15 protein-coding genes are annotated in these 13651 nt (G+C 64.7%); 5 read left to right on the top strand and 10 right to left on the bottom strand.

Annotation, left to right across the window (positions count from 1 at the left end; translation table 11 throughout):
- Window positions 1-91: 91 nt before the first annotated feature.
- Window positions 92-1126, bottom strand: a complete 1035-nt coding sequence (locus AC5Y5B_RS18545) for a hypothetical protein (RefSeq protein ID WP_500006101.1) — start codon at window positions 1124-1126, stop codon at window positions 92-94.
- A gap of 54 nt (window positions 1127-1180) precedes the next feature.
- Complete coding sequence (locus AC5Y5B_RS18540) at window positions 1181-2521, bottom strand: Rv2253/PknI dimerization domain-containing protein (RefSeq protein ID WP_500006100.1); 1341 nt, start codon at window positions 2519-2521, stop codon at window positions 1181-1183.
- A 737-nt stretch (window positions 2522-3258) separates the two neighbouring features.
- On the opposite strand from AC5Y5B_RS18540, the gene AC5Y5B_RS18535 reads away from it, so the two are divergent.
- Window positions 3259-3687, top strand: coding sequence for a cellulose-binding domain-containing protein (locus tag AC5Y5B_RS18535; protein WP_112633605.1), 429 nt, complete (start codon window positions 3259-3261; stop codon window positions 3685-3687).
- Between the two features lie 19 nt (window positions 3688-3706).
- On the opposite strand, the gene AC5Y5B_RS18530 is transcribed toward AC5Y5B_RS18535, so the two are convergent.
- The 3 genes from AC5Y5B_RS18530 to AC5Y5B_RS18520 form a co-directional block, all read right to left on the bottom strand.
- The gene (locus tag AC5Y5B_RS18530; protein ID WP_500006099.1) at window positions 3707-4378 is read right to left on the bottom strand and encodes a DUF2510 domain-containing protein; all 672 of its coding nucleotides are present in this window, start codon (window positions 4376-4378) and stop codon (window positions 3707-3709) included.
- A gap of 167 nt (window positions 4379-4545) precedes the next feature.
- Complete coding sequence (locus AC5Y5B_RS18525; protein ID WP_500006098.1) at window positions 4546-4983, bottom strand: DUF4383 domain-containing protein; 438 nt, start codon at window positions 4981-4983, stop codon at window positions 4546-4548.
- An 88-nt stretch (window positions 4984-5071) separates the two neighbouring features.
- Window positions 5072-6628, bottom strand: a complete 1557-nt coding sequence (locus AC5Y5B_RS18520) for a succinic semialdehyde dehydrogenase (RefSeq protein ID WP_500006097.1) — start codon at window positions 6626-6628, stop codon at window positions 5072-5074.
- A gap of 164 nt (window positions 6629-6792) precedes the next feature.
- On the opposite strand from AC5Y5B_RS18520, the gene AC5Y5B_RS18515 reads away from it, so the two are divergent.
- The gene (locus tag AC5Y5B_RS18515; RefSeq protein ID WP_500006096.1) at window positions 6793-8061 is read left to right on the top strand and encodes an MFS transporter; all 1269 of its coding nucleotides are present in this window, start codon (window positions 6793-6795) and stop codon (window positions 8059-8061) included.
- Window positions 8062-8080: 19 nt separating this feature from the next.
- On the opposite strand, the gene AC5Y5B_RS18510 is transcribed toward AC5Y5B_RS18515, so the two are convergent.
- The gene (locus AC5Y5B_RS18510; RefSeq protein WP_276310833.1) at window positions 8081-8215 is read right to left on the bottom strand and encodes a hypothetical protein; all 135 of its coding nucleotides are present in this window, start codon (window positions 8213-8215) and stop codon (window positions 8081-8083) included.
- A 142-nt stretch (window positions 8216-8357) separates the two neighbouring features.
- On the opposite strand from AC5Y5B_RS18510, the gene AC5Y5B_RS18505 reads away from it, so the two are divergent.
- Window positions 8358-8798 carry a hypothetical protein gene (locus AC5Y5B_RS18505; protein WP_500006095.1) on the top strand — a complete coding sequence of 147 codons (441 nt, stop codon included), beginning with the start codon at window positions 8358-8360 and terminating at the stop codon, window positions 8796-8798.
- A 129-nt stretch (window positions 8799-8927) separates the two neighbouring features.
- Here the strand turns inward: AC5Y5B_RS18505 and AC5Y5B_RS18500 are convergent, their stop codons facing one another.
- Window positions 8928-9131 carry a cold-shock protein gene (locus AC5Y5B_RS18500; protein WP_112633609.1) on the bottom strand — a complete coding sequence of 68 codons (204 nt, stop codon included), beginning with the start codon at window positions 9129-9131 and terminating at the stop codon, window positions 8928-8930.
- Between the two features lie 775 nt (window positions 9132-9906).
- On the opposite strand from AC5Y5B_RS18500, the gene AC5Y5B_RS18495 reads away from it, so the two are divergent.
- On the top strand, window positions 9907-10434 hold the full coding sequence (locus AC5Y5B_RS18495; protein ID WP_500006094.1) for a DUF5994 family protein: 528 nt from the start codon (window positions 9907-9909) through the stop codon (window positions 10432-10434).
- Between the two features lie 68 nt (window positions 10435-10502).
- Here AC5Y5B_RS18495 and AC5Y5B_RS18490 read toward each other — a convergent pair whose 3' ends face one another.
- Both AC5Y5B_RS18490 and AC5Y5B_RS18485 read right to left on the bottom strand, forming a co-directional pair.
- Window positions 10503-10973 carry a DUF5994 family protein gene (locus AC5Y5B_RS18490; protein WP_500006093.1) on the bottom strand — a complete coding sequence of 157 codons (471 nt, stop codon included), beginning with the start codon at window positions 10971-10973 and terminating at the stop codon, window positions 10503-10505.
- Between the two features lie 212 nt (window positions 10974-11185).
- Window positions 11186-11989, bottom strand: a complete 804-nt coding sequence (locus tag AC5Y5B_RS18485) for a transglutaminase-like domain-containing protein (RefSeq protein WP_205869132.1) — start codon at window positions 11987-11989, stop codon at window positions 11186-11188.
- Window positions 11990-12082: 93 nt separating this feature from the next.
- Here AC5Y5B_RS18485 and AC5Y5B_RS18480 point away from each other — a divergent pair, with 93 nt between their 5' ends.
- On the top strand, window positions 12083-12847 hold the full coding sequence (locus tag AC5Y5B_RS18480; RefSeq protein WP_500006136.1) for an ANTAR domain-containing protein: 765 nt from the start codon (window positions 12083-12085) through the stop codon (window positions 12845-12847).
- 13 nt (window positions 12848-12860) lie between these two features.
- Here AC5Y5B_RS18480 and AC5Y5B_RS18475 read toward each other — a convergent pair.
- Window positions 12861-13651: GAP family protein (locus AC5Y5B_RS18475; RefSeq protein WP_500006092.1), on the bottom strand; the 791-nt coding region annotated here is incomplete at its 5' end.

Genomic DNA, 13651 nt, shown 5'->3' with positions numbered 1-13651 from the left:
CTGGCCTGTCAGCCGAGCAGTGACGACTTGCAGCGGTTCGCTCGGATATGAGGTGCTACCCGCTGCCCCCGCCATAGGCGACACGGAGGCGTCAGCCAGTGGTCTCACATGCGTCCAACGCATCTAGAACGAACTTAACGAGTTGCGAATTGACCTTTTGTAGATCGCCGGTGCTTGGCCTGGCTTCATTCTTTCTCGCGCGATGCACGAGTCGGCTCCGGAGGTTGTAAACGTGCTTGAAGAAATCTTCTGGAGACTTGTCGCTATATGTGCCCTCTAGCTTTGCGGCGACCTGTTCCTGCCCGGCGCGCAATATTGATTCCTCTTTGTTATGTCGCAGTATTTCTGCTATCCGCTTCTTTACGTCGTCTTCCTGCCATCCATCGATCGCGTCGCGGAGCTTGTCCAGCGCGTCCAGGATGGGCTTCGGGCGATCCTGTTCCTTGAGAAGCACTTCGATCGCAGTCACCAGCTGTATATGCCGGGTCTCTGGGTTTAGGTCCGTAAAGGCCAGATGCACAAGGCGATAGGCGAGAATCTTCTCGGTGCTCCACGGCGGGCGGCCCTGATCGCGCTTTCGCATCTCCTTTACTCGCTGCTCGAATCTTTCGAGCCAGCCTGACACTCTCACTGTCGGAGTTCCCACCATGGACTTAAGGAACTTGGCTTCTGGCTCGGTTGGAAAAACGAGCAGTCGGGGATCATCATCGATGGCTCTGTCGCCGACTTTTAGCATTCCTTCGAACATTTTGGGCGGATCGACTTCGTATACCAAATCGATCGACGGCACTACTCGATCGTCGGGGCCGAAATCGACCGCCCTGTATTCGCGAGCTAGAGCCGCAGTCAGGTATTGACGCCACTTGCGTCCAGCGGTTGCCGCGTGTTCGGCATCGGAGTATCCGTCACCTTGCAACACCAACTCGTCCGTCTCGGAAATCAGACCGCCCTTCTTGACAAGTCCGAACCCGAAGATGAAGCCGCCTCCCGTGGAACCCCTGTCTTTTTGAACGGGCCATAGGGTGACGAGGCCATCATCAGCCGAGTCGGCCAGCCTGATCTCTGGTACGTCGGCGTCTAGGAAGTTGGCCCGGATTCGGAAGCGGTTGCGAAACGTGTACATCATCCTTGCGATGTTCGCACCCGTCGAAGCGGCGTGGCGCTGTGTCGCCCCTCGGAACTATTCGACAAATAGGGCCGGATCGGCTAGTACGACGCTGGGCGGCACATCACCAACTCGTGTCACTGACATGGGAGTCCGGTAGACCGTTCCCTGGTTTCCGCATGCATTGGTTAACTGGGTGAAGGTTAAAACACCGCCCAGCGTGCCATCGGGATGCGGTTCCCACGACCAACGACCCGTGGCCGTGCCGCTTTGGTCTGCTCCCGGTTGGTTTACCCCATTGCATGGGCCAAACAGTAGCCGGGGTGCGTTCTGCCAACGCCCGTCGACAAAACGGAGCACTGCCGCATTCCTGCCGGTGGCCTCTTGGTGATTCCGGTTGCCTAGCTCGGTCCCTGTGGCAACACATCCAGAGGGCGTACACAGTGAACGAAAGGCCCACCAAGCTATCGCCGAAGTGTCTCCCGTCGTGGGAGCGCCGTTGGCCGTCTGCTTTGCAAGGTTCTCATCCAGGCGATAGGTGCCATCCAATGCCGGGCCCGCAACGGCCGAGACTGCCGTGCTGGTCATCGTGGAAGCGACAACTGTCGCGGGATCGGTCACGCTGACACTCGGCGGCACGTCACCCGTCCGCGTCGCCACTAACGGGGCTTGGACCACCATTCCCTGCGGGTCGCATTCATTGGTCATCGTGGTGTCGGTGAGAACACCGCCGAGCGTTCCGTCGGGTTGAGGCTCCAACGACCATGCAACCAATTGTGTGTCCGCGCCAGCTACGACGCTTTTCCCGTCCGCTCCCAGACACTTCGGACGTTGCGCTTGTACCCGAACGGGCTTCCTCTGCCAGTGGCCGTTGAGAAAATGAAGCTCAGCTGTGTGACTAGGGTTGGACGCGACCAGATGGTTGCTGACGTCAAGCTCCGTCCCGGTAGCAGTGCAACCGGTAGATCTGCACGATGACCGAAACGCCCACCACACGATGTCGCCTTTGGGTCCCGGGTCGGGCGCGCCGTTCTCAGTCTGTTTTGCGAGGTCTACCTGCACCAAATAAGTTCCGTCGAGCGGTGGGGCGGCTGGCGGGGCGTGCACCGGGGCCGTTGGCGTGGTCGCCGCGACATGCCGCGACAGAACCGGGCGACCCCCCAACACGAATGTTGCCAACCCCACTGCGCCGACGAGGACGCAAATAAGTAGTAGCCGCAAGGACAGCGACAGTGGGCGGCGATTCGACTCGACTTCCGGCGCGGAGTCCTCCACCGACCACGCTAGTTCCTCGGACCGAACTTCGTGTTCTGCAGAACACCTAGTTGTATCGCCGCTGTCTAGCACGACGGCAGTGTTGGCGTCATCAGTGATCGCGAGCTGGGTGTCGTCGTCACCCTCGTCGTGTGCGCCCATCGTGGATAGCTCCGCTCCCTCTCGGTGAGAAAAGGGTAAGTCGCGGATCATCGGAGCACGGCCAGATCGGCTAGCACGAGATCCTCAAAGTCTAGATACCGACTCTCATCTGCACGAACACTGGTGCGCGATACTGGAATTGCACCGGTGGCAGTCTGCTACCTGGATACCGGCGAAACTCGTCGTGCGTGCCGCATCCGATTCCAAATGGTGCCGGGTAGGTATTTCCGTTTAGGGATTGACTAGGCATTTCGTCTCTATCGGTCACATGGGGCATCGGTACCACCGCCTCTCGGGTGTCTGGAGGTGGACCGGGTGAGATAAAGATACGTCCAGAATCCGTTTCATCAGCAAGACAAGCCCTCTTATCATTTCCCAGCTCAGCGAGTTAAGCCGCCAAGCCAGCAAACATATTTTTGCGGATAGTTTGACGCCAATCTTGACGCCAATTGGGGGAGAAGTACTGAGGTGTCTCTAGGTGTCTCTAGGCCCACTACCTGTATGAATACCATTCAGTACTTCTTAGGACTCCCCAAAGATATGACTGGGGGTCAAGTGGTCGCAGGTTCAAATCCTGTCAGCCCGACCAGAGGTCAGCGGCGGTTGTGGCCGGCACCCCGGTCCGCCGGCCCGCGCCGGGGCCAAAATTTCATGACGGTTTCGGTTGGGCAAAGGTATTGCAGCTTAGCCGCGCCGCGCGGGCCGATCTCGGCCCCGCGGTTTTAGGGTTGGCTGTCATGGGAGGAGTCAACAATCGCGGGAATGGCTGGCGCGCAGCGTTTCACGTCACCGTGTCGGCGTTGACGGCTGCCGTCGTGGGACTCGGCGTCGCCCCCGCAGCGCACGCGGCCGCGGCCACGGCGACGTTGTCGGTGGATCATGCGTGGCAGAACGGTTTCATCGCCCGCTTCAGCGTCACCAACGCGAGCATGGCGCCGCTGAACGACTGGAAACTGGAATTCGACTTGCCGGCGGGCGAATCCGTCCTGCACGCCTGGAACAGCACCGTCACCCAATCGGGCACGCACTATGTCCTCACGCCCGCGAACTGGAATCGCACCATTGCACCCGGGGGTTCGGCCACGGGCGGTTTCAGGGGCGTGCTGACCGGCTCCTTCACCCCACCGGCGAACTGCCTGATCAACGGGCAATACTGCAGCACCTAGCCGCAACGCATCGACCGGCCTACGGCTGGAAGGCCGGAAGCACGGTGCCGGAGTCGCGAATCTCCCAGATGCTGGATTTGCTGATGCCGTCGAAGTTGATCTTGTCCAACGTGGCCCGCGAATACGTGAGGTCGATGGCGACCTGAGTCGAGGTGTTGCCGTACGGGTCGGTCATCGGGAAGGTGCCCTGCACATTCACCGCCGACGCGTCCGGGTAGGTCGCCCGCGCGTACTTGAGGATGCCAATGGTGTCCAGCCGGGCACCGTCCTTGATCATCTGCTCGGTGTAGTTGTCACGAATGGCGAACTTGGCGTCGACCACGTCGCCGTTGGGACCCGACGCGATGGTGAAGGTGACGCCGTCGGGCTTTCTGGGACCGGCCGACGTCGACGGCGCCCCCTCGGTCGGTCCCGCCGTGGCCGAACTGCTCGATTCGGCCGATCGGCTGTCCTTCTTCGGATCGAAAACCCAGCTCTTGCCGACGATGATGAGCAGCACCAAAACGCACAGCGCCGCCAGCGCCAGGACCGCCTTGCCGGGAAGGCCTTTCTTCGGCGGGTCTGCCGAAAAGGCCCACTCGCTGGTCCAGCTGGTGCCGTCGAAATATCGCTGCAGCCCGTGGCCTACGGCGGGATCGGGGTACCAGCCCGGCGCCGATTGCGGCGGCGGCGGCGCCTGTTCTGACGGCATCCCTCCATTTTCGTCGCGGCGGCGACATCCCGGCCACCCGCCCCCGCTGACCGCGCGAAACGCGATCCGTTTCGGCCGGCGCCGCGCCGCCAGCCGGTCAGCCGACGGACGGACAGCCCGCAGCGGCGCCGAGGTGAACTCGGCACCGGCCCGGGTGGGCGAGCGTCTCAGCGCAGTCGGCACCGCAGATCACCGAGCGAATTCCTGAGACCGCCGTCCATCCGGATCTGCACGGCCGCCACCGCGACCATCACCTCGGCGGTCACCAGGTGCACCACCGCGTCCGTCGTGTTATTGGGAAAGGTGAAGACGAACGCGACCTGATGGGAGAAGAACGCCCAAATGCCCGGCAGCGCGCCGGCTATGGCGGCGAGCAGCAGATACAGCACGGACCACGACTTGCGCAGCGCGAACACCAGTCCCGGGGCGAACAGCGCCAGACCGGCGACGGCGTGCCAGCCGTTGTAGTCCATTCCGAGCAGCTGCACGGTCGGCGCGGTGGGGCCGGTGGCGAAGCTCGGGTTGATGACGAGGCCGATCACCGCCTGGACGACGTGAAAAACGCAGATGACCAGCAGCCCGATCTGGGCGAAACTCCACCTCACATCGCACCTCCTTGTGCAGGATCGGGTAGCCCGGATACTACGCTCGGTAGTAGAACGGGGTCAACGGGGCGATCGGTCGCCGGCGAGCTCAGTTCCGGCCGGGGATCTTCATCACCGTCCGCACGATCGGCAGCAGCGACTTCTGCCACAGGGTTCCCGGAATGCCAAGCGGGGGATCGAGATTGAACACGCGCGCGGTCGCGATCGTCTGCGACTCGGTGTATTTCAGCAGGCCCTCGGGACCGTGCCGGCGACCGACGCCGGACTGGCCCATGCCGCCCATCGGCGCGCTCAGGCTGCCCCACGCGAACGCGTAACCCTCGTTGACGTTCACCGTGCCCGACCGCAACCGGGCGGCGATCTGCTGGCCCTCGGCCGAGGAGCCCGCCCACACGCTGGCGTTGAGGCCGTAGTCGGTGTTGTTGGCCTTCTCGATGGCCTCGTCCACGTCGGCGACGGGATAGATCGAGACGAGCGGCCCGAACGTCTCGTTGGCCGCGCACTCCATCTCGGGCGTGACATCGGTCAGCACGGTCGGCTCGTAGAACAGGGGGCCGACGTCGGGCCGCGCCGTTGCGCCCGCAATCACCTTGGCGCCCTTGGCTTTCGCGTCCTCGACATGATCAGTCACCGTGTTCAGCTGGCCCGCGGAGATCAGGCTGCCCATGTCCACCGAGAAGTCATATGCGGTGCCCAGCTTCATGTTTCGCACCGCGGCGCCGAACTTGCCGATGAAATCGTCGGCGATGTCCTTCTCGACGTAGATGCGCTCGATGGAGATGCACAGCTGGCCCGCGTTCGAGAAGCACGCGCGGGTGGCCGCCTTGGCGGCCTTGTCGAGGTTGGCCCCCCGCGTGACGATCATCGCGTTCTTGCCCCCGAGCTCGGCCGAGAAGCCGATCAGGCGGCGGCCGGCGTGTTCGGCGAGCTGCCTGCCGGTGGCGGTCGAGCCGGTGAACATCAGGTAGTCGCAGCGGTCGATGATCGCGGTGCCCACCACCGAGCCCGGCCCGGGCACGATCGCGTAGAGCGCGCGCGGCAGGCCGGCCCGGTACAGGAGCTCGGCACACGCGAGCGCGCAATACGGCGTCTGGCTGTCCGGTTTGAGCACCACCGCGTTACCGGCCAGCAGTGCCGGCACCGAGTCGGACACCGTCAGCGTCATCGGGTAGTTCCACGGCGAAATCACCCCGACGACACCCTTGGGCTGGTAGCCGACCGTGGTCTTGCCGATCCCGGGGAGCAACGACTGCACCGTGCGCGGCTTCAGCAGGTCGGCCGCGACGCTCACGTAATAGTTCGCGTTCGCAATCAGGTCGATGATTTCCTCCTGCGCCGCCCATCGGGCCTTGCCGGCCTCCGCCTGCAGGAGATCCATCAGGAAGTCGCGGTTCTCGACGACGAGGTCGCGGTAGCGGGCGATGATCGCGACGCGCTCGGTGACCGGCCGGATCGCCCACGCGGCCTGGGCCGCCCTCGCCTCGGCGAATGCGGCTTCGACGTCGTCGGCGGTGCCGACCGGGATGGTGGTCAGCGGCTTGCCGGTGAAGACCTCGTCGATCGTCTTGGTCTGGCGTGCGGTGGCGTCTTTGATCGCGGCCAGCGGACGCAGGCGGTCGAAGACCTCGGCAGACGGTGCAGGCATGTCATCACCTCTCGAACGGCGTCGGAAAACACCAGACTATTGGCTCTGCGGCGGCGGGCCCGCCGGTAGCTGTCACGGCGACGACGCAATGGGCGGGCGTCCGGCACAATATCGACATCACCGGGCCGGCACGCGAGCAGCCGCAGGCGTTGAAGGAAGGGCGCATGTCCGATCAGCCGTCGTCGCACCGTCCCCTCGAGGAAGCCTTCCCTGCCGGTGCGGGGGCGCCGGACGGGGACGGTGCCGCAGGGCGCTGGCTGACCCCGGGCGTCGGAGCCGTCGGCGCGGCAAGCTTCTTTTCCGACTCCGGCCACGAGATCACCACGTCGGTGCTGCCGGCATTCATCACCGGAACGTTGGGGGCCTCCGCGAGTGCCCTAGGAATCATCGACGGCATCAGTGACGCTCTCGTCGGCGTCATGAAACTGGCCGGTGCTCCGTTGGCCAATGACCGCACAAAGCGAGGTCGCACGGCGTCCGGCGGTTATCTGGGTACGGCGCTGGCCACCGGCGCGATCGGTGCGACGGTCGCGGTCTGGCAGGCGGGGCTGTTCCGCGCCCTGGCATGGCTGTCACGCGGGTTGCGCTCGCCGTCGCGCGATGCGCTGCTGGCATCGCTGAGCCCGCCGTCGGCGCACGGCAGAGCCTTCGGGCTGGAGCGGGCGGGGGACAACCTCGGCGCGGTGGTCGGGCCATTGCTGGCCGCGGGCCTGGTGGCGTGGGTAGGTGTTCGGCCGGCGCTGTTGCTGGCGGCGGTGCCCGGGTTGTTCGCCGCGCTCGCGATTCTCGTCGCCGCGCGTGCGGCGCGTCGCGACGATTCCGCACGCGGCGAGCCGGCGGCACGGCGGCTGCAGCTTGCGGCGCTCCGTGATGCGGGGATGCTGCGCGCCCTGCTGCCGGTCGCGCTGTTCGAGTTCGGCAACCTCGCCGCGACTCTGCTCATTCTGCGGGCGGCACATCTTTTCGTTTCGCCGCTGCGGTCGGCGACCGCCGCCACGTCACTGGCCATCCTGGTCTATGCGGGTCACAACGTCGCCGCGACGGTCGCCTCGCTGCTGGCGGGACGCTGGTATGACCGCGCGGGGCCCCGGGCCGTCTTCGCCACGGCCGCCGCGGTCTACGTCGTCGGATATGGGTTGTTCGCCGTCGGGGGGCATAGCGTCGCGCTGATCGTGGTGGCGTTTTGTGCGGCGGGGATAGGCATCGGGCTGGCCGAACCCACCCAGTCGGCGGTGGTGTCTCAGCTGCTGCCGGACCGGCTGCGCGGCAGCGGTTTCGGTGTCCTTGGCGCCGTGCAGGCGGCGGGTGACCTAGTGGCGACCGTGGTGGCCGGCTTCCTGTACACGCTGGTGTCTCCGGCGGCGGCGTTCGGCTACGCCGCGGCCTGGATGGCCGCCGCGATGCTGGCCGCGGGTCTGTTGCGGCCGCGCTGAGGCGGCGCGGGCCGCGACGTCAGTCGTCGCGGTCGGGCTTGGTGAGTTCGGGCGCGTTCTCGCGGGTCGCCATTCCACCTTCGCGGCCATGATCCGCGGGGCCGGGAGGGTCGTCCTTGGGGTCGTCGCGGTCGGGTTCTGGGCGTTCGGTCATCGCAACTCCTCTGTCGACGCAAGGACTACCCGCCGGGCCCGGCGCAAAATCGTGGTCGTCTTCGACGGCAAAAGTGGGTAAGCACCGTACAAGCGCGGGACCGCGCCGAGTGTGCAATCAGGTAGTCGAAAGGCGGCATCGGATGGTTCGTCACGAAGGGGGCCGCTGGGATGTCGGCGCCGAAGCCAAGGCGGTTTATCTCGAGCGCATCTCTGACAGCGATGAGCGAATATTCGACGACCTGCTGTCGCCACAAGAGGCCCGCGAGCTCGCCGGCCTCTTGACGAAGTATGCGGACAAGGCCGACGAGGCGGATGCGAAGGACGAGGAGTCCGACGACAAGGAGTCCAAGGGCGACGAGTCCAAGGACGACGAGTCCAAGGACAAGGAGTCCAAAGACAAGGGCAAGGGCAAGGAGTCCAAGGACAAGGACAAGGACAACGAGTCCAAGGACGACTCCGACGACGAGGACGACTCCGGCGACAAGGACGACTCCGACGACAAGGACGACTCAGACGGCAAGTCGAAGGACTCCGAGGACTCCGAGGACTCCGAGAAGTCCGACGACGACTCCGAGGATTGAGGACCGTTCGTCGGTCGTTTCGGGTCGCGGGCAGCGCTCGATAAGGCAACTGCCTCAGGCAGTTTCGCGACGCCGCTGAACGGCAGGCGCGGACAACGGTGTCAGGCGCCGCGGCCTCGTGCTTCGTCGCTAGAGGGTGGACACTCCGACCGCTTGGGGACCTTTAGGCCCCTGTGTGATCTCGAATTGGACCCGTTGATTCTCCTCAAGCGTTCGGAAACCGCTTGCCTGAATCTCGGATTGGTGGACGAACACGTCCTTTTCTGCACCGTCAGGGGCGATAAATCCGAAACCCTTTTCGCTGTTGAACCATTTCACAGTTCCTTGCGGCATGACAACTTCTCTCTCTTTTCCCAGTGGATCTGATTCAGGCATATCCACATTCCGCCGCGACGCGGCAGCAACGCGACGTGCCGACCGATTTTGCCCGGCACCCTCGAGACGGCCGGCATGGTGGAATCGCTAGTTCCCCGATCAGGCCTTTTTGCCGTGCAGTAACGAATCAGTCTGGGACACCCTGGCGGCCTCGGTACGCTTCGCAGCGCGTTTTTCTTTCAGGGACTTACCCGACTTCTTCGACATAGTTTGGCGGGGGGATTTGTCAGACATCGCCGCCCTGTGATTTGGGGGCCTGATCGGTCCCGGTTCGCCGAGTCTACGCTCCTGCGGGGCCGCCCGTCCTCATCTATCCAGAAACTGCTGGTGAACGCCTTGAAAAGACACAAAACGGTGAAATCTGGCTGCCCGCAAAAAGTCACGTTTTCCGCCGTTCGCCGCAAACCTGCGTGCAGCGCGAGCCGATGGGTTGGGCTGATGGCGCGCTGTTCCATCACCTTCCGGTCGGCCCAGCCCACGGGTGCACCGACGTCCGGTTCGTGACGAGGTACGTTGAGCCGCAACGGGGTTCGCTCCGTCGACGTGAGTTGCTGTTGGGTGCCGTGGCCGACTGGGTGCTACTCGAGCACATGATGGCGTAACGTTGATACAGAGCCGTTTCATTGTCGGCACTGGCCTCGAACGTCATCGCACGCACGAGATCACGGACAATGCGATTCCTCCGTCGACCCGGTCTCTCGGGCCGGCCACGGCGAAGTGTGAAGGGTCGCAAATGAATCGCGCAAATCCGTCGTTCGATCTCGTCGCATCAGGACAGAATGCGGTGGCGGAACCACCCCCACGGATGATCGGGACGATAGGGCCGGCGTGCCGACAGAGCTCGCTGCGGCTCACGCTAGCGACCCGGCTCGGGAACAAGGTCGATGGGGCGTGGTGGCCCCGGACCGGGGTGATCTCGCGAGAACTCCCCGAATTGGTGTCCGTCTTGAACGTCCGTTTGGGGCAGGTCGTCGACATCAACGTCAACTGGTCAGCGTTGCAAGGCCAGCCGCAACTGAATTGGGGTTGGTGGCTAGGCATTGACCCTCAAATCATGACGGTCTCCGGACGGGATGCGCGCGCAACACTTCTGATTGTCCCGCACCGCACCGGTACTGCGCTGGCGGTGATGGTTCTACGGCGAGCTGCCGGCCTACCCGTCTATGCGGTCGATCACGATTCGCGCGCGTTCAAGTCCGCCGAAGGCATTGTGCGCACCGCCGGGGGCGAGCCGATGTCCGTGGCGCGCCGTCGCCGCTGAGACGATCTCGCGGGCAGGATAGACAGTTCTCGTTGAATATCGCAGCGCTTGCCGCCGGTATGGGCGACCTACGTGCGGGCTTCTATCTCTTTCGCGCTGATCATCAGCAAGCTTTCGACCGTCAAGCCGTTGTTCGGACCGGCGGCGGTCATCATGACGGCATGCGCCTGCGCGGGGTCGGTCTCGGGCGACAGCACCAGGAGAACGATTCTCTTGCGGTTGGTCCCGACGACTTCGATGGTGTTGACGGGCTGGAGGCGATACCCGTCGAGTCGTACCACCTGGTTGCCAAACTCGCATTTGGCGGGCGCCGGCGCCCAATCGGTGAGTTTGTAGATCACCCGGCCGACCGGACCGAGTCGGACTGACAGCACCGCCAACAGGTCTGGCAGTTCTGCCACGAGATCCTGGCTGCGTGGCCACCACGCTCCATCGACAGACCCGCTGGGCGGTGCCTTGGGTTTGAGGCGCAACCGCGGGGTGTGGATCGGTGGGGTGTGTCGATGTCCGACATCCATATGGTCCGTTTGCGGCGTCATAGCGACGCTCCCGTCTTGACCGCGAAACCGGCCAAATTATTCGAATCGACGACGATGGCTTTGAATAGCCACGCACGAAGTATCGCCGATTGCTCCCACACTACCCGGTATCCCCGGCCCGAAGGGGCGCAAATCACCAAATCGCGGTTTCCGGCTGTGTGCTGCCTGGTCGGCTTCGATTTGCCTTGTAGCGCAGTCGGTTTCAACCGATTTCAGCGGATGGAAACCAGGTGGTCGATGGAGTCCATGGGCAAATCGCCGTCCACGACGGCGCTCACGCCCAGACGGTTCAGGGTGACCGAGCCTTTGTGATTGTCGAGAAACGCCGTGTCGGAGGCGTCGCGGCCGGTGGCTATCCGCACCAGGGTCTGGCGCGGCGCCAGCAGCGTCGCGTCCACCACCCGCCAGTGCCCGTCGACGAACGCCTCGGCGACGGCGTGAAAGTCCATCGGGTACACGCCGGGCGCGTACACGGACACCACCCGGGCCGGGACGCTGACCGCCCGCAACAGCGCCACCACCAGATGCGCGTAGTCCCGGCACACGCCTTCGCCGGCGAGCAGGGTGTCCACCGCCCCGTCGATCGGGTCGCTGGAGCCGGGCACGTAGTCCAGCCTGGTGCCCACCCACGAACTCACGTGCTCCAGCAGTTCGGCGGAATCGCGGTCCTTGCCGAATTCCGTTGCGGCGAAACCAAAGAACTTGTCGGATTCGGCGTAGCGGCTGGGCCGCAGGTACATCGACTGGTCGTATTCGGTCACCGGCGCCGGATCGGTCTGACCAACGATCGTCGCCTCGTAATCGACGCGCAGCGTGCCCACCGCCGCGTCGAACTTGTGGATGCGGTTGCCGTGCAGCCCGCTGATCTCCAGGGGCGTGATCGGCCGCCCGTTCAGGACGAACCGCAGCGACTCGAACACCTCGGCCCGCGGATGCGGTGCCACAGCGATCTGAAACTCCAGCGTCGTGGCCGCGGTGATTTCGACTTCGAGCTCGGCGCCCACTTCGCGTCTCATAGCGCGATCCTGCGCGAGTCGCCCCGGATTCGCCACCGGGACGCCGCCACCGGCGGGTTAGGCACCTTGACAAACGGGTAAGTGCCTTCCACAGTGCGCAACCAAGATCAGTTCGACGTGATCGCCCGGGATTTGGTCCGAGGGGCACCGGGGGTGTGCTGCTTGTTGCTCGACAGCGGGCTGCGGATCCGCGCGGCAAGCCCGGCCTACGAGCACGTCACGCTGCGAGAGCACGACGAGCTGCCCGGGCAGTACCTGTTCGACGCCTTCCCGGACAACCCCAACGACCCACACGCCGACGGAACCGCCAAACTCGCGTCGTCGCTGGAGACCGCGATGCACAGTGGACACACCCACAAGATGCGGCTGCAGCGGTACGACATCCGCAACCCCGCCAACCCGGAGGAATACCTGCCGAAGGTGTGGAGCCCGACGAACTCCCCGCTGCTCGACCACGGCGAACTGGTGGGTGTGGTGCACTGCGCCACGGAAGTCTCGGAAAGCAAGCAGGTTCTTGCCGAGGTGACGCGCGACGTCGAGCAGGGCGCCTCCTGGGATCCCGGTGAGCTGTTGCACACGCTCGAGGCGGTGAACGCCGTGGAGACCGCCCGTCACCTCCAACGTCAGCGGGCATTGTCCGACGAGGTGACGCAGCTGATGCGCGCCATCGACACCCGGGACACCATCGGTCAGGCCAAGGGCATGCTGATGGAACGATTCAAGATTGATGCCGCCGCCGCGTTCGGGCTACTGACCAGGCTCTCGCAGGAGACGAATACGCGGGTCGAGCAGATCGCCCGCATGCTGGTCGAGTCCGAGCAGCCCCCGACCGGGCCGGCGGGTCGCGGGTCGTCCTGAGTCGGCGAGTCGCTCAGAGGATGTGCAGACCCTGGGCCAGTTCCGAGACCCCGACGACGGTGAACAGGGCCACCAGGATCTGCCGGTGGTAGGACCGCACCCAGTCGTGCAGCACCAACAGTAAGGACTGTGTTTTCGCCGGCCTGATCACGTAGCCGACGAGGATGATCTCGACGACGGCGTACATCAGGATGACGAATGCAACCGAGGCGCCGGCCTGCGCGGTGATCGAGGCGCCCGAGGCGGCGATGATGGCGACGATGAAGAGGACGCCGTCGACCGGCACCGCGATGACGCCGATTACCCACGCCACCCACGACGCCCCGCTTTCCCAGGCGTGGTGGATGCGGCCGAGCAGGCGCCGGAATCGGGACGGGTCGTCGGCCGGGACGTCCTGGACCCGGGTCAGCAGCCGCGGCATCGCGATCGGCGCACCCGAGACCATCGACAGTTCTGGCGAGCGGTCGGCGTCGGGCGCGGGCTCCAGCTTCCGCTGCCCGGTCAGGAAGCGGACCGTCATCAGTGCGGCGACCGACAGGGCGACCACGCCGAGGGTGATCTGGATTCTGCCGAGGGCCGAGCTCGTCGACGGGGACGCCGAGCCGTGCGCAAGGTGGCCGAACACCGGCGTGAAGTTCAGCAGCATCAGCGGGACGAGCAGCTCGGGTACGCATACCGTCAATCCGCCGAGCCAATAGGCGAGCAGGCTCGGCCCCGGACGGGGTCGCGAGATCATCAACAAGGCGAGGCCGAGGCGGACCGGATTGAGCGCTGCCAGGATCCCCAAGCCCAGCACAGACCCCC

This window comes from Mycobacterium sp. NGS33, from assembly GCF_059812885.1.
This window is presented reverse-complemented; position numbering and strand designations above follow the sequence as displayed.